This window comes from Plastoroseomonas hellenica (genome assembly GCF_018129085.1).
GTDB lineage: Bacteria > Pseudomonadota > Alphaproteobacteria > Acetobacterales > Acetobacteraceae > Plastoroseomonas > Plastoroseomonas hellenica.
Map to the genome: position 1 here is coordinate 35,456 of NZ_JAAGBB010000005.1, position 20,032 is coordinate 55,487.

At 70.7% G+C, this 20,032-nt stretch carries 19 protein-coding genes; 10 read left to right on the top strand and 9 right to left on the bottom strand.

Features of this window, described 5'->3' with window-relative positions:
• Positions 1-13 precede the first annotated feature (13 nt).
• Both chrA and GXW71_RS05320 read right to left on the bottom strand, forming a co-directional pair.
• Positions 14-1,402, bottom strand: coding sequence for a chromate efflux transporter (gene chrA / locus GXW71_RS05315; protein WP_211851372.1), 1,389 nt, complete (start codon positions 1,400-1,402; stop codon positions 14-16).
• On the bottom strand, positions 1,399-2,229 hold the full coding sequence (locus tag GXW71_RS05320; RefSeq protein ID WP_211851373.1) for a chromate resistance protein ChrB domain-containing protein: 831 nt from the start codon (positions 2,227-2,229) through the stop codon (positions 1,399-1,401). Before GXW71_RS05320 ends, chrA begins: the two co-directional genes overlap by 4 nt.
• 241 nt (positions 2,230-2,470) lie before the next feature.
• Between GXW71_RS05320 and GXW71_RS05325 the strand changes: the two genes are divergently transcribed.
• Positions 2,471-3,874 carry an MFS transporter gene (locus tag GXW71_RS05325; protein ID WP_211851374.1) on the top strand — a complete coding sequence of 468 codons (1,404 nt, stop codon included), beginning with the start codon at positions 2,471-2,473 and terminating at the stop codon, positions 3,872-3,874.
• On the opposite strand, the gene GXW71_RS05330 is transcribed toward GXW71_RS05325, so the two are convergent.
• The 5 genes from GXW71_RS05330 to GXW71_RS05350 all read right to left on the bottom strand — a co-directional run bounded on the left by GXW71_RS05330 (position 3,871) and on the right by GXW71_RS05350 (position 6,781).
• Positions 3,871-4,248 carry a hypothetical protein gene (locus tag GXW71_RS05330; protein ID WP_211851375.1) on the bottom strand — a complete coding sequence of 126 codons (378 nt, stop codon included), beginning with the start codon at positions 4,246-4,248 and terminating at the stop codon, positions 3,871-3,873. The genes GXW71_RS05325 and GXW71_RS05330 overlap by 4 nt on opposite strands.
• A 186-nt stretch (positions 4,249-4,434) precedes the next feature.
• Positions 4,435-4,935 (bottom strand): peptide deformylase, encoded by a 501-nt coding sequence (locus tag GXW71_RS05335; RefSeq protein WP_211851376.1) that lies wholly within the window; start codon positions 4,933-4,935, stop codon positions 4,435-4,437.
• Between the two features lie 81 nt (positions 4,936-5,016).
• Complete coding sequence (locus GXW71_RS05340; RefSeq protein WP_211851377.1) at positions 5,017-5,289, bottom strand: hypothetical protein; 273 nt, start codon at positions 5,287-5,289, stop codon at positions 5,017-5,019.
• A 216-nt stretch (positions 5,290-5,505) separates the two neighbouring features.
• Positions 5,506-5,799: a hypothetical protein gene (locus GXW71_RS05345; RefSeq protein WP_211851378.1), complete on the bottom strand. Its 294-nt coding sequence runs from the start codon at positions 5,797-5,799 to the stop codon at positions 5,506-5,508.
• Positions 5,800-5,917: 118 nt separating this feature from the next.
• Positions 5,918-6,781 (bottom strand): DMT family transporter, encoded by an 864-nt coding sequence (locus GXW71_RS05350; protein WP_211851379.1) that lies wholly within the window; start codon positions 6,779-6,781, stop codon positions 5,918-5,920.
• A gap of 107 nt (positions 6,782-6,888) precedes the next feature.
• On the opposite strand from GXW71_RS05350, the gene GXW71_RS05355 reads away from it, so the two are divergent.
• The 3 genes from GXW71_RS05355 (at position 6,889) to GXW71_RS05365 (ending at position 11,159) form a co-directional block, all read left to right on the top strand.
• The gene (locus GXW71_RS05355) at positions 6,889-8,313 is read left to right on the top strand and encodes an aminotransferase-like domain-containing protein (RefSeq protein WP_211851380.1); all 1,425 of its coding nucleotides are present in this window, start codon (positions 6,889-6,891) and stop codon (positions 8,311-8,313) included.
• 222 nt (positions 8,314-8,535) lie between these two features.
• Positions 8,536-9,876, top strand: coding sequence for a hypothetical protein (locus GXW71_RS05360; protein WP_211851381.1), 1,341 nt, complete (start codon positions 8,536-8,538; stop codon positions 9,874-9,876).
• Between the two features lie 185 nt (positions 9,877-10,061).
• The gene (locus GXW71_RS05365; RefSeq protein WP_211851382.1) at positions 10,062-11,159 is read left to right on the top strand and encodes a serine hydrolase domain-containing protein; all 1,098 of its coding nucleotides are present in this window, start codon (positions 10,062-10,064) and stop codon (positions 11,157-11,159) included.
• Positions 11,160-11,208: 49 nt separating this feature from the next.
• Here the strand turns inward: GXW71_RS05365 and GXW71_RS05370 are convergent, their stop codons facing one another.
• A complete protein-coding gene (locus GXW71_RS05370; RefSeq protein ID WP_211851383.1) occupies positions 11,209-12,168 on the bottom strand; it encodes a Bug family tripartite tricarboxylate transporter substrate binding protein in 960 nt (319 codons plus the stop codon).
• A gap of 25 nt (positions 12,169-12,193) precedes the next feature.
• Positions 12,194-13,471, bottom strand: a complete 1,278-nt coding sequence (locus GXW71_RS05375) for an FAD-dependent oxidoreductase (protein ID WP_211851384.1) — start codon at positions 13,469-13,471, stop codon at positions 12,194-12,196.
• A 258-nt stretch (positions 13,472-13,729) separates the two neighbouring features.
• Between GXW71_RS05375 and GXW71_RS05380 the strand changes: the two genes are divergently transcribed.
• From GXW71_RS05380 to GXW71_RS05405, 6 genes are all read left to right on the top strand, one after another.
• Positions 13,730-15,013 carry a DUF1835 domain-containing protein gene (locus GXW71_RS05380; RefSeq protein WP_246526307.1) on the top strand — a complete coding sequence of 428 codons (1,284 nt, stop codon included), beginning with the start codon at positions 13,730-13,732 and terminating at the stop codon, positions 15,011-15,013.
• Between the two features lie 232 nt (positions 15,014-15,245).
• A complete protein-coding gene (locus tag GXW71_RS05385) occupies positions 15,246-16,154 on the top strand; it encodes a LysR substrate-binding domain-containing protein (protein ID WP_211851385.1) in 909 nt (302 codons plus the stop codon).
• A gap of 112 nt (positions 16,155-16,266) precedes the next feature.
• Complete coding sequence (locus tag GXW71_RS05390; RefSeq protein WP_211851386.1) at positions 16,267-17,235, top strand: Bug family tripartite tricarboxylate transporter substrate binding protein; 969 nt, start codon at positions 16,267-16,269, stop codon at positions 17,233-17,235.
• Positions 17,236-17,255: 20 nt separating this feature from the next.
• Positions 17,256-18,359, top strand: a complete 1,104-nt coding sequence (locus GXW71_RS05395) for an NAD(P)/FAD-dependent oxidoreductase (RefSeq protein WP_211851387.1) — start codon at positions 17,256-17,258, stop codon at positions 18,357-18,359.
• The gene (locus tag GXW71_RS05400) at positions 18,352-18,612 is read left to right on the top strand and encodes a (2Fe-2S)-binding protein (RefSeq protein ID WP_211851388.1); all 261 of its coding nucleotides are present in this window, start codon (positions 18,352-18,354) and stop codon (positions 18,610-18,612) included. Before GXW71_RS05395 ends, GXW71_RS05400 begins: the two co-directional genes overlap by 8 nt.
• Positions 18,609-19,979: an NAD(P)/FAD-dependent oxidoreductase gene (locus GXW71_RS05405; RefSeq protein WP_211851389.1), complete on the top strand. Its 1,371-nt coding sequence runs from the start codon at positions 18,609-18,611 to the stop codon at positions 19,977-19,979. Before GXW71_RS05400 ends, GXW71_RS05405 begins: the two co-directional genes overlap by 4 nt.
• The last annotated feature ends 53 nt before the right edge of the window (positions 19,980-20,032 follow it).

Below are 20,032 nucleotides of genomic sequence, written 5' to 3' on the forward strand. Positions count from 1 at the left end.
GGTGGCCGCGCCGTCAGCCAAAGCTGAGCTTCGCCACCAGCCCGACCAGGGCGGTGACGCCGAGCGTCCGCAGCAGTCCGAGCCGGAGGCGGAACAGGCAGAAGGCCGCCAGCGCCGCCAGCCCGAGCGCCAGCGGGTCCAGGCTGGCGGGCGCCGGCATGTCCAGCGCGACGGGGCCGATCGCCATCCGGTCGATCTCGGCGAAGAGCACCCGCAGGCCGAACCAGAGCGCCAGGTTGGCGATGACGCCGACCACCGCGGCGGTCACCGCGGCCAATGCGCCGGTGAGCGCCCGGTTGGCGTGCAGCCGCTCGACATAGGGGGCGCCGAGGAAGATGAAGGCGAAGCAGGGTGCGAAGGTGACCCAGACCGTCAGCACCGAAGCCGCGATGCCCCAGGCGATCCCGCCCTGGCCATGGCCCGCCAGGAAGCCCACGAATTGCAGCACCAGGATCAGCGGGCCCGGCGTGGTCTCGGCAAGGCCGAGCCCGACCAGCATCTGGTCGGGCGTGAGCCAGCCATAACCCGCGACCGCCTCCTGCGCGACATAGGCGAGCACGGCATAGGCGCCGCCCACGGTCACCACCGCCATCTTCGAGAAGAACCAGGCGATGTCGGCGAAGACCCCGGCGCCTGCCAGCATCAGCGCCGCGACCGGCAGCAGCCAGAGCGCGACCGCGACCCAGCCGGCCCGCCAGGCGCTCGCGGCCAGCCGAGTCGGCCGGCCCGGATCCGCCGCCAGGACCGCGTCCAGCAGCGCCGGCGGGCCATCCTTGGCCGCGCCGTGGCCACTGCCGCGGAAGGCGCCCGGCAGGCTGTAGCCGAGCAGCGCCGCCGCCAGCACCACCACCGGGAAGGGTACGCCAAGCAGGTAGAGTGCCGCGAAGGCGGTCGCAGCCAGCGCCCAGGCCGCGCGCGTCTTCAACGCCCGCCGCGCGACGCGCAGCAGCGCTTCGACCACCAGCACCAGCACGGCGCATTTCAGGCCGAAGAACAGGGCCGCGACCACCGGCACCGTGCCGAGCGTCGCGTAGAGCACCGAGAGCCCCAGCATGACAGCCATGCCGGGCAGCACGAAGAGCACGCCCGCCGCGATCCCGCCGCGCACCCCGTGCATCAGCCAGCCGAGATAGGTGGCGAGTTGCTGCGCCTCCGGTCCCGGCAGCAGCGTGCAGAAGTTGAGCGCGTGCAGGAAGCGCGCGTCGGAGACCCAGCGGCGGTCGTCCACCACCTCCCGGTGCAGCAGCGCGATCTGCCCGGCCGGCCCGCCGAAGGAGAGCAGGCCGATCTTCAGCCAGACCCTGAGCGCCGCCGCGAAGCTTGGTAGGCGCGGGGCCGCGTCCGGGGCGGCGGCCCCGGGCGAGGCAGCGGGTTCGGCCACCTGTGTCGTGGCCTGGCTCATGCCCGTGCTCCTGTCATCCCCTGCGGCGCCGGCCAGTTATGGGTCTCGGCCACCGCGTCGCGGGCCCAGCGGTAGAAGGCGTCATAGAGCCCCATCGCAGCGTCGAGCTGGGCGAGGTCATCGCGATAGAGGCGCGAGAAGCCGAGCGAGGCGGCCAGCAGCCCCGCGGCTTCCGGCGCGAGGTCGAGCCGGGCGGTATCGGCGCCGCGGATGATGGCGGCAAGGCGCGTGAGCGCGTCGGACTGCAGGCCGAATTCCTCGATCATGACGTCGAAGGTGCAGGCTTCGCCGCGGTGGCTCCAGAAGACGCCCTCGATGTCGAAGGGCGTCGCCCCGAAGCGGTCGGCGACCGCCGGCACCTCCCCGGGGGCCACGAACAGGAAGACCGCGCTGGGATCGACGAAGCGGCGGATCAGCCAGGGGCAGGCGATGCGGTCGATCTTGGGGCGTGCGCGCGTCACCCAGAGCGTGCGGCCGGCTGCGTCGCGCGGCGGCAGGTGGTCCGGCCGCAGGAGTGGCGCGTCGAGCGCGGCCCAGGCCTCGAAGCCGCCCTCCAGCGTCTCGGCCCGGATGCCGGCATGGCGCAGCCAGGCGGCGACGCCCTCGCTCAGTTTCTGGCCGCGCTGGCAGACGACGGCGACGGGCCGGCCGGCCTGCTCCGCGGCCCAGCCGGCGACCGAGCGAAAGTCGCGACGGATCGCGCCGGGCAGCAGCCGCGGATCGCGTGCGACGTCGTCGTCGATGCGGACATCGATGATGACGGGCGCATCGGGCGTGCCGATCAGGCGGGACAATTGGGCTGAGGTGATGGTGTCGGGACCCGGCATCGGGGCGTCCTCCCTTCGGCGCGGAGCGCCGGAGCGTTGGACGCGATGCTTGGGCCGAAGCCTCATGGGGCGATCGCGGATGGCCCCTCGACAGAGATGTTAAGCCCGTCCATCGGCACGATCAAGCGGGAGCATCGCGATCGCGGCGGATGGCGGGGCCGGTTTTTCGGCGGCGGGTGAAACACCCGCCCGCGGGGCCCGTTAGGCTGCCATCGCGTCGGAACCGACAGGATGACAGCCCATGCACGGCGACGACCTCCCACCAGCCATGCAAGCCGGAAGCGTGCCGCGCGGCGGTGAGCAGCGGCACCGGCTCACGCTGCTGACGCTCTGCATCGCGGTGCTCATCGCGCAGCTCGACACCTCCGTGGTCAACCTGGCGGTGCGTCCGATCGGCGAGCATTTCCGTGCCGGCGTCGGCGCGCTGCAATGGGTGGTCGACAGCTACAACCTGCTCTACGCCGTGCTGCTGCTGACCGGCGGACTGCTCGCCGACCTTTTGGGACGGCGGCGCATCTTCATGGCGGGCGCGGCGCTGTTCACCGCGGCATCGCTGCTCTGCGCGGCCGCGCCCACGGTCGCGGCGCTGATCGGCGGCCGCGCGGCAGCCGGCATCGGCGCCGCGCTGCTGCTGCCGGCCTCGCTCGCCATCATCCGCGTCGCCTGGCCCGATGCTCGCGACCGCGCCCGGGCGCTCGGCATCTGGACGGCATGCAACGGCCTCGCGCTCGCGATCGGGCCCGCGACCGGCGGGCTGCTGCTGGACCGCTTCGGCTGGCGCAGCATCTTCCTCGTCGTGGTGCCCTTCGGGATCGCGACGCTGGCGCTCGCACTTCTCGCAATCCCGGAATCCGCTGATCCGCAGGACCGGCATTTCGACGCGCCCGCGCAGGTCCTCGGCGCCGTGGCGCTCGGTGGCCTCGCGCTCGCGGCGATCGAGGCGCACCGGGACATCGGCACGGCGCTCGGCGCCTTCATTCTCGCGCTCCTCGCGCTCGCCGTCTTCATCCGGGTGGAGGCGCGTCGCGGCGCCGGCGCGCTGGTGCCGCTCGATCTCTTCCGCCCGCCCGGCTTCCGCGGCGCGGTGATCGCAACCGCCGGCATGACCTTCGGCATGTATGGCGTGCTGTTCCTGCTGCCGCTGACCTGGCAGGAGGGCGGCCAGCTCGGGCCGGTCGGTGCCGGGATCGCGCTGCTGCCGATGGCGCTGCTCTTCGTCCTGGTCTCGCCCGCTTCGGGAGTGCTGAGCACCCGGTTCGGAACGCGTTTCATGACGGCGGGCGGCGTCGCCATCATCGGCTGCGGGCTGCTGCTGATCGGCGTCGCGGCGGGCGCCACCTCCCTCGCCGCGGCCGAGATCGGGCTGGCGCTGACCGGGCTCGGCATGGGCCTCGCCACCGGCCCGCTGATGGGGGTCGCGGTCGGCGCCGTTGCCGTCGCCCGCGCGGGCACCGCCGCCGCGCTCATCAATGTCGCGCGCATGGTGGGGGCCACGATCGGCGTCGCCGTTCTGGGCAGCCTCTTCGCACTCGCGGATGGCGGGGCCACGGGCCTGCGTCTCGCGATGCTCCTCGGCGCCGCCGTGCAGCTCGCCGCCGCGGCCGTCGCCTGGATCACCACGCGGCGGCAGGCGATGGCGCTCTAATCGAGGCTCAGCATCAGCAGCAGCGCCAGCAGCAGCAAGCCCCCGGCGCCACCCGCCAGCCACGCGATCCGCCGGCGCGCCTGTTGCGCAGGTGTCAGCCCGAGGCGCTCCCGCTCCGCACGGTGCGCGTTGGTGAGCGCCGCCTGGGCCTCGACGATCCCGTCGACCTGCGCCCGCTCCACCCGTTCGCGGCAGAGCGGCAGCCCCAGGGTCCGTCGGATCGCGTCCTGGTTCTGCTCCAGCGCGTCCAGCTCTTGCCGCCGGCGGTCCCGGGCCGCGCCGGACGGCATCTTCCGCTGCTCCTCGCGCGCAAGCAGCAGCTCGTCCGCCAGCCGATCGAGGCGGATGCGGTATTCGGTGTCGGAACTCATCATCGGGAAACGCTCCGCGGCGTGGCCCCCTGGCCGCAGTGCGCAGCCTAGCCCTCGGTTCCTTTCCAGGACCACAACCCTGCGGTTGAAGACTTTGCCTCGCCACGCCGCGACGCCCAGCCGACCATCGGCAGGATGGCAGCGCCGGGCCAGGGCGGCTCAGGGCGCGGCGGCGGCACGCTGCGGCCGTCAGGGCGCCCGCGCCAGCTTCCCGTAGCGCTTGACCAGCCGGTCCCGCTTCAGGCGCGAAAGGCGCTGGATCCAGAAGACGCCGTCGAGCTGGTCGATCTCATGCTGGTGGCAGACGGCCAGCAGGCCCTCCGCTTCCTCCATCTGCTCCGCGCCATCAAGGTCGCGGTACCGCAGATGCACGCAAGCGGGGCGCTCGACCTCCTCGGTCACGCCCGGCATGGCGATGCTGCCCTCCGGATGCCGGGCCATCTCGGCCGAGGCCCAGACGATCTCCGGATTGACATAGGTCCGGACGCCATCGAGGGCGGAGAGCTCCAGCACCACCAGCCGCTGCGCGACGCCGATATGCGGCGCCGTAATCCCGATGCCCGGCGCCGCGCGCAGCGTGTCCAGCAGATCGGCGGCCAGCGACCGGAGCGCCGCGTCGAAATCGCGCACCGGGGCTGCGGGGATGCGCAGGCGCGGGTCAGGGAAACGCAGGATCGGGCGGATCGTCACGGCAGCTCCGGCAGCAGGGCCGGCGCGGGCATGCCTGCCGGGCGGCGATGATGGCCGATGCCGCGACCGCCGCGAAGGTAGTCAGAGCCGGGTCGCTGGCTTCCCCCGCCGGCCATCGGCGCGGAGCTCGGCGCGGCCGGGCCAGTCGGACAGCAGCGCCCAGCCGTCGTCCAGCCAGGCCAGCGGGGGCGCGCAGCCGTCCTCGCAGGGATCATGGCCGCGCGCCCCTGGAACGACCGGCGGCATGACCAGGGCGGAGACGGCCGGCGGCGCCCGGCGCAGCAGCGCCGGCATCCCGCCAACCAGGACCAGCGCGAGGATCGCGGCGCCGGAGATGGCGAGGAAGCGGGACATGCGCGTGACCTCCCGGATGGATTGCCTGCCGCCGGGCCCGGGCGGACGGGCGTCAGTATCCGCGTCTTTCATGACAACGACCTGACGTCGCTCCCGGGCGGACGAAAGATCCGCTGGAGCATGGTGCGCTCGCATACGCTCACGCATCATGCTCTGCTACTGCGTTTGATCGCGTGATTCAGACCTTTCGGCAATTCCGCCTCAAGGCATCACGCTTTAGAGAAGCCCCTTGGCCGGCTCGGCGAGCGAGACCGGCGGGCAGCCGCAGATCGGGCAGCGGGCGCCTTCCTCCATCATCTTCTGCTGCTCCGCGGTGACCGCGTGCTGTGCATGAGCCTGCCGGAGCGCGGCGACATCCGCATTGGACAGCGCCGCATCGGACGGGCAGCGCGCGGCGAGCGCCGCTGCATCATCGACGCCGGGTGCCTCGTAGCGAAAGGCCATGGCCGCGGCGGGAAGGACCGCCGGCAGCACACCGGCACAGATCAGCCTGCGTCGCGTCGCGTTCATAACATGGACCTCTGCGTCTTCGAAGGACTGGGCGTGAGCACGACCCTTGATAGACCGGACAGGCGCCCGGGGTGAACGCTTTCCGCGCGGGCCGGCCATCCGGTCGCGGTGCCCTGGCTCAGGACGCGAAGCGTCTGGCGCCCGCGACGCACAGCACGACGGCGGCCGTGACGGCCAGCATGGCCGGGCTGACCTGCTCGTGCAGCAGCAGGGCGGCGAGCGTCAGGCCGAAGAAGGGCTGGAGCAGTTGGAGCTGGCCGACCGCGGCAATGCCGCCCTGCGCCAGCCCGCGATACCAGAAGATGAAGCCGATCAGCATGCTGAACAGCGAGACATAGGCGAGTCCGATCCAGGCGGGCCCGCCTATGCCGGCGAAGCCGGGCGGCAGGGTGAGCAGCGCCAGCCCCGCCGCCACCGGCAGTGACAGCACCAGCGCCCAGGAGATGACTTGCCAGCCGCCGAGCCGGCGCGACAGCCTGCCGCCCTCGGCATAGCCAAGGCCGCAGACGAGGATCGCGGCCAGCATCAGGAGGTCGCCGGCCGCGGCGCCCCCCGGCCCCCGCGCCAGGGCGAAGCCCGCGACCAGGGCGCTGCCCAGGCAGGAGAACAGCCAAAAACCCGGCCGCGGACGCTCGCCCCCGCGCAGCACGCCGAAGCCCGCGGTCGCCAGCGGCAGCAGCCCGACGAAGACGATGGAATGCGCCGAGGTGATGTGCGCGAGCGCCAGCGCGGTCAGCAAGGGGAAGCCGAGGACGACGCCGAGCGCCACGATGGCAAGCGGCAGGAGGTCGCCGCGCTCCGGCCGCTTCCCGCCGAAGGCCGCGAGCAGGCCGAGCGCCAGCAGGCCGGCCAGGGCGGCGCGCGCCGCGGTCAGGAACACCGGATCGAAATCCATCACCGCGGCCCGCGTCGCCGGCAGCGATCCGCTGAAGATCAGCACGCCGAGCAGCCCGTTGATCCATCCACCCGTCGTCCTGTCCATCCCGGCCTCGCTTTCCGCCCCGTCCGGTATCGGCTGCAGGCCGTGGCCATGCCAGGGATGGTGCCATACAATCCGGTCGAACTGTCATGGTCGAGGAGGCGGTACGGATGGATGCAGGAACGGCGGTCGCCGGCGTGACGCTGACCGCCACCGTCATGGCGGCGATCCGGCAGCGGATCGCCACGCGCAGCCTGACGCCCGGTGCGCGGCTGCCCTCCATCCGCGCCTTCGCCGTGGCGATGCGGGTCTCCAAATCGACCGTCGTCGAAGCCTATGAGCGGCTGGCGGCGGAAGGCGCCATCCGCGCGCGCGCCGGCTCGGGCTTCTACGTCGCGGCCCCGCTCGCACCGCTGTCGCTGGCGGAGATCGGACCGCGGCTCGACCGGGCGGTCGATCCCCTCTGGATCTCACGCCAGTCGCTGGAAGCGGGGGAGGAGGTGCTGAAGCCCGGCTGCGGCTGGCTGCCGGCATCCTGGATGCCGCAGGCGGCGATCCGCCGGGCGCTCAGGACCCTCTCCCGGGCCGGGGACGCGGCGCTCGCCGATTACGGCTCACCCCTCGGCCTCGCGCCGCTGCGGGCACTTCTCGCCCGGCGCATGAGCGCGCATGGCATCGAGGTGCCGCCCGCGCAGATCATGCTGACGGAATCAGGGACGCAGGCGATCGACCTCGTCTGCCGCTTCCTGATCGAGCCTGGCGACGCCGTCCTGGTCGACGACCCCTGCTACTTCAACTTCCATGCCCTGCTGCGCGCGCACCGGGCGAAGGTGGTCGGCGTTCCCTATACGGCGACCGGGCCGGATACCGCGCTTTTCGCCCAGGCGCTCGCCGAGCATCGGCCGCGCCTCTACATCACCAATGCCGCGCTCCACAACCCGACCGGCGCCACGCTTTCGCCGGTCACCGCGCATCGCGTGCTGAAGCTCGCCGAGGAGGCGGGCCTCACCATCGTCGAGGACGACATCTTCGCGGATTTCGAGGTGGCGCCTGCGCCCAGGCTCGCCGCCTTCGACGGGCTGCGGCGCGTCGTCCATATCGGTAGCTTCTCGAAAACGCTCTCGGCCTCGGTGCGCTGCGGCTTCATCGCGGCAAGGCCCGATTGGATCGAAGGCCTCGCCGATCTTCGGATCGCCACCAGTTTCGGCGGCGGGCGGCTTTCGGCCGAGCTGGTGCTGGCGCTGCTGCAGGATGGCAGCTACCGCAAGCACATGGAGGCGCTGCGCCAGCGCCTGGCCCGTGCCATGGCGGAGACCGCGGCGCGGCTGAAGCCGATCGGGATCCTGCCTGCGATCGAGCCATCGGCCGGCATCTTCCTGTGGTGCCGGCTGCCGGAAGGGATCGACGCTGCTGAGATCGCCCGCCATGCGCTCGCCGAGAACATCGTGCTCGCGCCCGGCAATGCCTTCAGCCTGTCGCAGACGGCCAAGAGCTTCCTGCGCTTCAACGTCGCGCAATCGGCTGATCCGCGGATCTACGCGGTGCTGCAGGCAGCGCTGCGCAAGGCCGACGCCTGCAGCACCACACGCCGCTAAACCATGCTCGGTTCAAGTGGAACCGATCACGGTCCAGCCACTTTGCTGGATCGCGTGATTCACACTTTTCGGTTAGTGCACCCTCAAGCGATCGCGCCCTAACGCTATGTTTGCTTGCGTGATTCAGACTTTTCGGCGATTCCGCCTCAAGTCATCACGCTCCAGCCAGGCCACGGTCTGCCGCGCGAAACTAGTCCGACACACAAGCCGGGACGCATGCCAATGAATGGGATGCCATCGCGCGACCAGGCGTGGGCGCGCGCGCTTGCGATCGCCGCGGTGCTCCTCCTCAGCATCTGGTCCGGCCGCCAGCTTTTTCTGGACGGTGCCAATTTCGTCGTCCAGCCGCTGCTCGACCCGTTCTGGTTCCCGCAGCCGACGCCGCGCCGCTTCTTTGCCGTGATGTGGTCGACCGGCGCGCTGCGGCTGCTGGGACTGATCGACCCCGACGCCGTGGTGCCGGGCACGATGCTGTTCGGCGCTGCCGTCTATGCGCTGATCCTAGTGCCGGTGGTGGCCATCTGCCGCTCGGGCCTGGATGACGCGCTGCGCCATGCCCTGCTGGCGGTCTTCCTGTCGGGCACCCTGCTGCTGGCGAATTTCCCGGTGACCGAGCTGCTCTTCGCCCTCGCCCTGACGACGCTGTTCACGCTCTACACTCTGCATCCCGCCGATGATCCGAAGGGATGGAAGCGGCTGGCGGCCGCCTTCTTCCTGGTGGCGAGCTACGAGACCATCGTCCTGTCCAACATCGTCCTGGCGCTGGCCGCGCGCCGGAGCGGCGCACAGGATGGCAGCGCGGGCTGGGTCAGGCGAACGACGCTCGGTCTGCTCTGCTTCGGGCCGCTGTTCCAGATCGGCTTCTACCTGGTCAACCCGGAGCCGAGCGGCGGCGATGTCCTGAATGCCCATGTCATCGTACTGGCCGCCCTGTTGGGCGGCCAGTTGCTGCTGAGCCTGGTCGCGATCCGGCTGTTCCAGCACCGGCCGGTGATCGTCATCGCCCTCGCGGCCGCGGCCTTCGTGCTGCCTGTCGCGTTGCTGCTGGTGGGGCAGGGCCTCTATCTGCGGACCAGGCTGTTCCAGTACGCCTATCCGTCGCGCGTCTACACGGTCGGCCTGTCGATCCTCATCGCCATGGCGCCGCTGCTGCTGGACCAGCGGCGCTGGTCCTGGCCGCGGCGTGGGCTTGACTGGCTTGGTGGATCCCTGCGGGGCCTGTCCCTGACCATGGTCGCCCTCTTCGCGGGCACCAGCATCCTGTCGAGCGTCGACGCCTATCGGTATCGGTCTGGCCTGGAGAAGACGCTGTCGCAGCTGTCTGGGATCGTGCTGGATGTCTCGGTGTGCGACCTCTGCATGGAGCCGCGGCGCTTCGGGCTGCCGGACCTCGGCTATCCCTGGATCTGGACGCTCTACAGCATGGCCCACACGATGCGGCGGCAGGACCAGCCGGCGGTGGTCCTCATCGTCCCGGAAGCGCTGACCGATGAGGACATTAGCCGGGCGGAGGTGGAGCGGTTCTATGCGCGCGAGGCGGCGCAGCGGCGGCCACCCGGCTGAGCTGAATCGGCATTTGGCATCGTTGAACACCGCCCAATTCGTGGAGGTCACGTCACTGGCGAGGTGGAGCCCGTCGCGCGTATGCTGTGCGCGGGGGCCAATTCGGTCTCTGCGACCCATTGGACTCACATCCTGCCGTGACCGCCCAGCGCATTGGGCTGGCGTTGAGGAGGCAGCGCTTCCGAATGATCGCAGACATCGAAGGGCCTCAATCGCCCAATCGCCAGGGCGCCGATCCACTCACGATCCCAGAGGTCATGGCCTATTACGGCGTGCCCGGCCTCGGCATCGCCGTGATCCAGGACTTTGCGGTCCACTGGGCGAAGTCCTGGGGTGTGGCGGATGTCGAAACCGGTGCGCCCGCCACCAACGAAACGCGGTACCAGGCTGCGTCCATCAGCAAAGCGGTCGCGGCCATGGCGTCGCTCAAGGCCGTTGAGACCGGCAGGTTCGGCCTGGACCAGGACATCAACACCATCCTGACATCCTGGACGTTGCCGGATGCGCCATTCAACGACGGTCCGCCCGTGACGCCGCGAACACTCATGAGCCATACATCCGGTACCGGGGACGGCTTCGGCTTCCCCGGCTACGAGCCTGGAGCACCCCTGCCCACGGTGCGGCAGATGCTCGACGGCCAGCCACCGTCCAATGTCGGCCCGGTGCGGTTGGTTCGCCCACCCCTCACCGTCTCCCACTATTCCGGTGGAGGCGTCATGATCGAGCAACTCGCGCTCGTCGATGCGGTCGGGCTTCCATTCACGGACATCATGCGCAACTGGGTGCTCGGCCCGATCGGCATGACCGACAGCAGCTTCGAACAGCCCTTGCCGGCGGATCGCGAGACGCTGACTGCGCGGGGCCACAATGCGTTCGGAAGGGGCATGGGCGCACGGTGGCACGTCTATCCCGAACAGGCCGCGGCCGGGCTCTGGACCACGCCGACCGACCTCGCGAAGTTCATGATCGATGTTCAACGGACATTGGCCGGACAATCCAGCGCGGTGCTCACCCGGGCCACGATGCAGGAGATGGTGACGCCAGTGGGCGTCGGTTCTTACGCCATCGGCTTCTCGATCACGCGAAAAGGCGAGGGCTGGTACTTTGAACACGGCGGTAGCAACTGGGGATTTCGATGCCTGGCGACCGCACATCGAGCCAAGGGCTATGGCGTGGTCGTCATGACCAACGGCGACAATGGACAGCCGCTGGCGCAGGAAATCGTCGATCGGGTGGCGCGCGCCTATGGTTGGGACATGCTCGACAAGCCGTGTTTGCGTTAGATCGGCAGAGCCAGACTGAGCGGCGTTCGATCACCCGGAACCTCCGGTCCTACTCCGCGTGGATGCCGCGGGCGCGGACGAGCTCACCCCAGCGCGTGAACTCCTCGGGGAAGAGCGCCACGAAGGCAGCACGGTCGCGGGTCGCGGGTTGCACGCCGAAGCCTGCGATGCGGGCGCGCACCGCCGGATCCGCCATCGCCTCCTGCAGCAGCGCGGCGACGCGCGCGACGCCTTCGGGCGGCGTCATCAGCGGCGCGAACAACGCCTGCCAGCCATCGACCTCGAGCCCGGGCAGACCGGCCTCGGCGAAGCTCGGCACCTCCGGCAGTTCGGGCAGGCGCTCGGGGCCGGCGACGGCGAGTGCGCGCAGCCGGCCGGCGCGGATATGCGGCAGCACGGAGGAGAGCGTCAGGAACCCCATGCCGACGGTGCCGTTCAGCAGGTCCGGCATCAGCACGCCCTCGCCGCGATAGGTCACGCTCTCGATCTGCGCGCCGGTGCGCGCGTTGAACAGCTCGGCGGCAAGGTGGGAGAGGGTGCCGTTGCCGGAATTGGCGGCGGTCGGCGGCCGCGCCCCTTTCGCCGCGGCGATCAGCCCGGCGATGTCGCGGATCGGGGAGGCGGCAGGCACCACCGCGAGGAAGGGCGTGGAGCCGACGAGGCCTAGCGGGATGAAGTCGCGCACCACGTCATAGCCGACCGGCTGCGCCTGCAGATGCGGCACGATCGTCATGCTGATCGAACCGAAGAGCAGCGTATGGCCGTCATTGGCGGTGGCGGCGGCGGCAGTGCCGATGATGCCGCCGGCGCCGGGACGGTTCTCCACCACCACCGGCTGGCCGAGCCGCGGCGAGAAAACCTCCGCCAGCATGCGCGCCAGCCCGTCGGCGGGGCCGCCGGCCGCGAAGGGCACGAGGATGCGGAGCGGCCGCGCCGGCCAATCGGCGGCATCAGCCGGCAGCGTGGTGAGGATGGGCAGCGCGAGTGCCGCGCGGCGGGTGAGGGTCATGGCGGGCCTCGGTCGTCTTCGTGGTTCAGGGCAGGATGGCGCCGTCGTCGCGGAGCCGCGCCTGCAGGCGGGCCGTGTCGGTCGCGGCGAGAGCGGCATTGGCCTGCAGCGCGAGCGCGGCGGCGGTGCCGGCGGCCTGGCCGATCGCCATCACCGTCGGCATGACCCGCGTCGCCGCATGCGCGCGGTGCGTGGCGGAGATCCCGCGCCCGGCGACAAGGACGTTGTCGAGCCCCTCCGGCACCAGGCTCGCGAAGGGGATGGCATAGGCGTGGTCGGCGCCGAATTCCACGAAGTCCAGGCCGGCACCCTGCGCGGGATGGATGTCGATCGGATAGGCGCCCCAGGCGATGCGGTCCGCGAAGGCAGTGCCGGCGCGGAGCTCGTCCTCGGTCAGCAGATGGCGGCCGGCGATGCGGCGGCTCTCGCGCACGCCGATCGCGGGGGCGAGGGCGACGAGGCGGCCTTCGTCGCAGCCCGGCACCCGGTCGCGCAGGAAGGATGCGGCGGCGAGCGCCTGGCGGCGGCCCTCGATCTCGGCATCGGAGAGCGCGATCGGGTCGGTGGCGTCGAAGGCGACGCGGGAGATGTTGAACCAGGCATCGCGCGTGCCCGCGATCCGGCTGGCATGGAGTGCCGCGCGGGCGAGGCGGCCTTCCGCCACGCCCTGTTGCGCCAGCGCCGCCAACTCGGCCCCGGCGATCGCGCCGAAGGCCGCGAGGTCGATCGGGCCGAAGCGGAACATGGCGGTCGCGGGCTGCGCCGTCTCTCCCGCGCCGAGCGGCAAAAAACGGGCGCCTGCGGCGGCCAGCAGATCGAGATCGCCGGAAGCGTCGATCACGCAGCGCGGCCGCAATGCCCAGGGCCCTGCCTTGGTCAGCAGATGCACGGCCGCGATCCTGCCACCCTCGCGCTCGGCGCCGAGCAGGTTGGCGTGAAAGAGCGGCCGCGCCCCGGCTTCGGTCACCAGCGCATCCAGGACGGGCTTCAGCAATTCGGGGTCGTACTGCACCCGGTCCATGCGGTGGCCGGTCGACATGGTGAAGTGGCTGTGGCCATCACTGCCGCCGATGGCGGCGAGGCGCGCCACGATCTCCTCCGCGATGCCGCCGACGACGCGGCGCCCGGCGGCGGTCTCCCAGCCGACGAACTGGCCGACCGCGGCGGCGGTGGCGGCGCCGCCGAGGAAGCCGAAGCGCTCCACGATCACCGTCGCCGCGCCGGCGCGGGCCGCGGCAATGGCGGCGACGGTGCCGGCCATGCCGCCGCCGATCACCAGCACATCGGGCGCAAGGGTCGTCATGGCGTTCCTCCGGGTGTCGTCATTCAGGCCGGCCTTGGGAATGCCGCCGGGGTCGGGGATATGCCACCTGATCGGGATCTGCTCCAGCGCCCGGCATTCTTGACCGCCGAGCCGGCATTTGATTGGCTGCGGCCCGGCTCGGTCGGAGCCTCCGTGTCCGCGGGAAGGGCTGCGCCCACGTCCAGCGAAGCGTGGCCCGACGAATCATCCACCCTTTCCTGTCTGACCGGCGGACGCAGGCACGAGGAAGGGGCTTCCATGACCGACCGCCCGGCATCGCCGTTCCGGATCAACCTCGAACAGCAGCGCAAGCGCGCCAAGGATCTGCTGAAGGGCCTGCGCGCCGGCGACGCCGATGCGCAGCAGCGCTTCCGCGTGCAGCATCCGAAGGCCGTGGCGCAGGGTGCCATGCCCGACGACCTCGCGCGGCTGAGCGAGGCGCAGCTCGTCATCGCGCGCGAGCTCGGCCTGCCGAGCTGGCCGAAGCTGAAGGCGCATGTCGAAGCGATGGACAATGCCTGGGACCGCATCATCAGCGGCGATGCCGCTGTCGATCGCGGCATGGCGACGCTGCACATCCGCTGCGGCTCCGACATCGCGCCCAGCCTGCGGCAGGCGGGCTTCGCTGGGGATTTTCTGGAGTATTCCGATCCGCTCTGCCAGGGGCCGGTGCTGGATGCACCGGACTGGCTCGAGCGCCGCGCGGATTTCCTGGCCGAAAGCTATGGCGAGGGCGTGGGACGCAACCGCGCGCAGATCGCGAGCGACCTCGCCGCGGCGGAGGCGGGGCTGCGGTCGGCGGCGGAGCGCTACGAACGCATCATCCTCTGGTTCGAGCATGACAGCTACGACCAGCTCATCCTGGCGCGCTGCCTGGCGCAGTTCGCGGAAGCGGCGCCGGCGCGGCTCGATCTCGTCTCGGCGGCAGGTTATCCCGGCGCGATGCGCTTCATCGGCCTCGGGCAATTGCCGCCGGAGGCGCTGCGCCTGCTGTGGGATGCGCGCGCACCGGTCTCCGAAGACGCGTTGCAGGCCGGGCGCGCCGTCTGGGACGCGCTGCGTGCGCCGGACCCACGGCCGCTCGCTGGCCTGGCCGCGGCGGGGATTCCGGCGCTGCCCCAACTCGGGGCCGCATTGCGCCGGCATTGCCAGGAGCTGCCCTGGACGGGCACCGGGCTGAGCCTGACCGAGCGCCTGATCCTGGAACTGCTGGCCGAGCGGCCGCGGACCGTGGGCGAGGCCTATGCCGCGCTGATGATGGAGCGGGAGCCGCTGCCCTGGCTGACCGACCTGATGATCCGCAGCATCGTCGAGGCCATGAAGGCGGCGCGCGCGCCGGTCTTCACCGGCGCCTTCGCGGGTGAGGACCGGCATTGGCCGCAGGAGCGGCTGACCATGACGCCCCTCGGGCGGGCCGTCCTGGCGGGGGAGGTGGACTGGCTGTCGCTGCACCCGCCGGCGCGCTGGCTCGGCGGCGTCCAGATCGCGGGCGCGCCCTGCTGGCGCTGGGACGCCGCGACAGCGAGCGTCGTGGAGTGCTAGGCGCTGTTTGCGTCTGATTCCATCACCTGATTCCGGTGGTCTCCGGCTTCATGGGGCTTAGGCGCAACCCACCGGATAGTCTGGACGACCAGCCCATCACTGCGGCTGCGCGCTGAGTAGCTGATGTAAGCTGGGCTGGCTGCCGGATCGCCGGTCATTGGCCGACGCCGCTTCCACAGCGCGCGATGAAGCTGGAGATGCTCATGCCACGTGCCGATTGCGGAACGCCATAATGCCACGACCGCCAACGCCTCTTGGCCTCCAGGCATTCCGCCAAACCATCCTGAGTGGCAGCGCAACCGAAGCTGCTGCCGCACTCGGCCGCACGCAGCCGGCGATCAGCAGGCTGTTGAAAGACCTCGAGACGGATGTCGGCTTCGCGCTCTTCGATCGCGTCAAGGGCCGCCTGGTTCCAACTTTGGAAGGACGCCTGTTCTTCGACGAGTTGCAACGCAGCTTCATGGGCTTCGAGCGCATTGCCACGGTTGCCGCCGAGATTCGCCAAGGCCGCCGAGGCACCCTCAGGGTGGCGGCCATGCCATCCGTCGCAGCGTCCTTTCTGCCCCGGGCACTCGCGAACTTCGCGCAGACCTCCCCGGAAACAGCGCTCGAGCTCCTGATCTATTCCTCTCCCCAGATCGCCCGAATGGTTCAGGCGCAGGAATGCGATCTCGGGATCATCGAAGGCCTGTTTGTTCCTCCGGCACTCTCGGTACTGCGCCGCCATGCGCTCCGCGGGGCGGTCCTGGCGCCACGCGGCTCTCCTCTGGCCCGCAAGCGCGAGGTCACGCCGCGCGACCTGCACGGGCAGCCTTTCGTTGCACTCTCGCCGGCACGCTCCTCATTGGGCGGGCAACTCGCCGCGCTCATGCTGCGTGAGGGCATCGAGCCACGCATCACGGTGCAGACCCATCTTACCGCGGCCGTGTCCGCCTTCGTCCTGCAGGGGATGGGCGTCGGGGTCGCTGATGAGCAGACAGCCCTCATGCACGTCGAGCACGGTGGGGTAGCGCGTCCGCTCAACGCGCCGATTGCGATGCAGATCCATTTGGTCCGGGCGATCGGCCTTCCACCTGCCGGGGCCCTGCGCAGCCTGATTGCCCAATGCGACGAAGCCGTGACGGCCCATAAGCTCTCCTGATGACCTGATGACAACTTCGACTTGGCCCCGCCCGTGACGGAACGGTGAACTTGGCGCTGAGAGACCGGCCTCGCGAGATGCCGGGTGGCATCCGAGCGCACGAGGGTTGGACATGGACATCACGAGGCGAGCCGCCATCGGCGCTGCACTCACCGCATCGGTCGCGTCTCGCGCCCGTGCGCAGAGCGAATGGCCGAACAGGTCGGTCCGCCTCATCGTGCCATTCCCGCCCGGTGGTGGTACAGACCTGCTGGCGCGCGTCCTCGCGCAGCACCTGCAAAGCCGTCTCGGCCAGCCCTTCGTGGTGGAGAACCGGAGCGGCGGCGGCGGCCTCCTCGCGACGGAGCTGGTGACCCGTGCCGCACCCGATGGCTACACCCTGGCCGTCAACTCCAGCGGCCCGCTCACGATCCTGCCGCAGCTGACAAGCGTGCCTTACGACCCCATGGCCGACTTCGTGCACATCGCCCTGCCGGCCATCACCCCCTTGCTGCTCGTGGTGGCGCCGAACTCGCGGTTTCGGAGCTTCAGCGATCTTCTGCATCGCGCGCGCCGGCAACCCGGCGGCTTGAACGCATGTACCGGTGGCCAGGGCTCGCCCTCGCACCTCATCGTGGAGATGCTCACCCGAGCCTTCCAGCTCGATATGGTGCAGATCCCCTATCGTGGCAGCGGGCCAGCCTTGACCGAGGCCATAGCCGGCAACTGCGACCTCCTCTTCGACAGCGGAACCTCCTCGCTCCCGTTCATCCGTCAAGGGACGCTGAGGGCCCTCGCGGTCAGCGGGTCAGCGCGGCTTGCCGCTCTGCCTGACGTTCCAACGATCGCCGAGCAGGGTGCGCCGGGCTTCGAGGCCAGTGCCTGGTCGGCCCTCTTCGCACCGGCCGGGACACCGCCCCCGATCGTCGCCCGCCTGAACCAGGAAGTTCGTGCCCTGATGGCGACACCCGCGCAACAGGAGCGGCTGGCGAATTCCGGGAGCATACCCATGGATCTTTCGCCGGAGGCGTTCACCGCCTTTCTGCAGCGGGAGCGGGCAAGCTGGGGCGAGATCATCCGCAGCGCGAACATCCGCCTTTGAGCGATCGATCGGAGCGGCCCATGGAGATCTTCGATATTGCCATCCTGGGCGGGGGCATGCTGGGAAGCGCCATCGGATGGGGCTGCGCCTCGCGTGGCGCGCACGTCGCGGTGCTGGATGGAGGCGATGTCGCCCTGCGCGCGGCGCGCGGGAATTTCGGCCTGATCTGGAGCCAGAGCAAGGGTGACGGCGCGCCGTCCTACGCCGGCTGGACACGGGACGCGCTTGCCGCCTGGCCGGCACTCGCGGAGACGCTCTCCGGGTTTGCCGGACGCGACATCGGATATCGCGCACAGGGGGGGCTCGTCTTCTGTCTTGGCGAGGAGGAGCTGGAAGCCCGCCGTGCCTTCGTGAACCGGATGCACAACCAGGGCGCCAGCGATCTCCGCCTGCTGAGCCGCGCCGCGTTGCTGGACCTCATGCCAAGCTGCAAGCTGGGCCCTGACGTCCTCGGCGCGAGCTTCCAGCCGCAGGACGGTCATATCAATCCCTTGATGGTGTTGCGCGGATTCCACGCCGGGCTGGCGGCCGCGGGCGCGGCCCATCTGCCGGGCGCGGATGTGGTGCAGATCGAGCGGGATGCTCATTTCAAGATCCACCGCGCCGATGGCACCGCGGTCCAGGCGACGAAGCTCGTGGTTGCGGCGGGCCTGGGCACCCAGAGGTTGGCGACGATGATCGGACTTGATGTCCCGGTGCGGCCGGTCCGCGGACAGAACATCGTGACCGAGCGGCTGCCGCCCATGCTGCCGCTGCCGGCGAGTGCCCTGCGCCAGACGATCGACGGCACCGTGCAGATCGGCATCACGAACGAGGATGACGGCGACCCGGAGCCGCGCACGCGGGTGATGAACCTGTCGACCATGGCCGCGCGGGCGGTCCGCATACTGCCATCGCTCGCGCAGGCGCACAGCCTGCGAAGCTGGGGCGCGCTGCGTCCCATGACCCCCGACAAGCTCCCTGCCTATGCGCAGAGCGACACGCATCCCGGCGCCTTCGTCGCCGTCTGCCACTCGGCGGTGACGCTGGCCGCGCAGCATGCCGGGCCGCTGGCCGAAGGCATCCTCGCCGGACGCCTGCCGGATGCGGTTGCGGCGTTTCACCCGAGGCGCTTCCATGTTTGAACGCGTCGAGCCGCCGGACTGCACGATCACCTGGCAGGATCGGGAGATCCCCGCACGCGCGGGCGAAAGCTTGGCCGCGGCCCTGCTCGCCGCGGGCATCAACCGCGTCCGGGTGACGGGGATGAGCGGCGCGCCCCGTGGCCCCTTCTGCATGATGGGCGTCTGCTTCGATTGCCTTGTGACGGTGGAGGGAGAGGGGGCGAGACAGGCCTGCATGGTCCCGGTGGTCGCGGGCATGAGGGCTTCCCCATGACGAAGGTCGATATCCTGATCGTGGGCGCCGGGCCGGCCGGCATGTCGGCGGCGATCGAGGCGCGGCGGCACGGCGCTTCGGTGCTGCTCCTGGACGAGAATGCCGCCCCCGGTGGCCAGGTGCACCGCGCCGCAAAGCCCGACGCCGTGGGCCCGGGTGCGGCGCAATCACGCGAAGGTGCCGCGCTGATGGCAGCACTCCGCGCCAGCGGTGCGGGGCTCCACAGCGGCGCAGTGCTCTGGGCGATCGAGCCCGGACCGCGCGCCTTCGTCCTGCAGGACCACGCCGTGCATGAGGTCGATGCGGGCCGCGTCATCCTGGCCAGTGGCGCCACGGAACGCGCGCTGCCGATCCCCGGCTGGACCCTCCCCGGGGTCATGGGCGTGGGCGCCGCGCAGATCCTGCTGAAGTCGGCCGGCTTGCGTCCACGCGGTCGCGTCTGGATCGCCGGTCAGGGGCCGTTGATCTGGCTCTATGCCGCTCAGGCCCTCGCCAGAGGCGGCGAGATCGCGGGCATCGTCGACATGAGCCGGATCACGCCGCACGCCCTTCTGCGCCTGCCGCGGGCATTGACCGCCCCCGGCTACCTGCTGCGGGGCCTCGCCTGGATGCGGGCCGTCCGGCAGCGCGTGCCGGTGTTTCGCACACGGGATGTGGTGGTCGAGGGGGATGGTCGCCTGGAGCGCATCCACGTCGGCGGGCAGATCCACACGGCGGACACCTTGCTGCTGCACGATGGGGTCGTTCCCAACACCCAGGTCACTCGCGCGATTCAGGGCTGCGAACATCGCTGGAACGCCGCACAGCGTGCCTGGGAACCGGTGCTGGATGATTGGGGCAACACGTTGATCCCGGGCATTCTGGTGGCCGGGGATGGCGGCGGTATCGGTGGCGCTGCCGCCGCTTCTCTCTCAGGCCGCATCGCAGCGTTGGAGGCCGTCCGCGCCCTTGGCCACCTCGGCGGGGCGCAACGCGATGCGCTGGCGGCCCCCTTGATGCGCCGGCGGCGGGCGGAGCTGGCGCCGCGTGGCTTCCTGGATGCGCTGTTCGTCCCTTTGCCGATGCCGGTGGACGAGGTGACACTCTGTCGATGCGAGGAAGTGACGGCCGGCAGCGTGCGCGCGGCGGCGGGGCTGGGATGCCTCGGCACCAACCAGCTCAAAGCCTTCACCCGCGCGGGCATGGGGCTCTGCCAGGGGCGCATCTGCGGTCCGTTGCTGCACGCGACCTTGGCTGAGGCGCGCGGGGTTCCCGGCGGAGACGTCGATCCGCTGCGGACGCGATTCCCGACCAAGCCGCTCTCTCTGGGTGAGCTCGCCACGCTCGCCCCATCGGCAAGCGCGGCGAGCGCCTCTGGAAAAGGGTGAGGTGGGTGCGCCCGGTGACGCCGGTGCGCATCCCGCGGACGCCAATGGCGGAA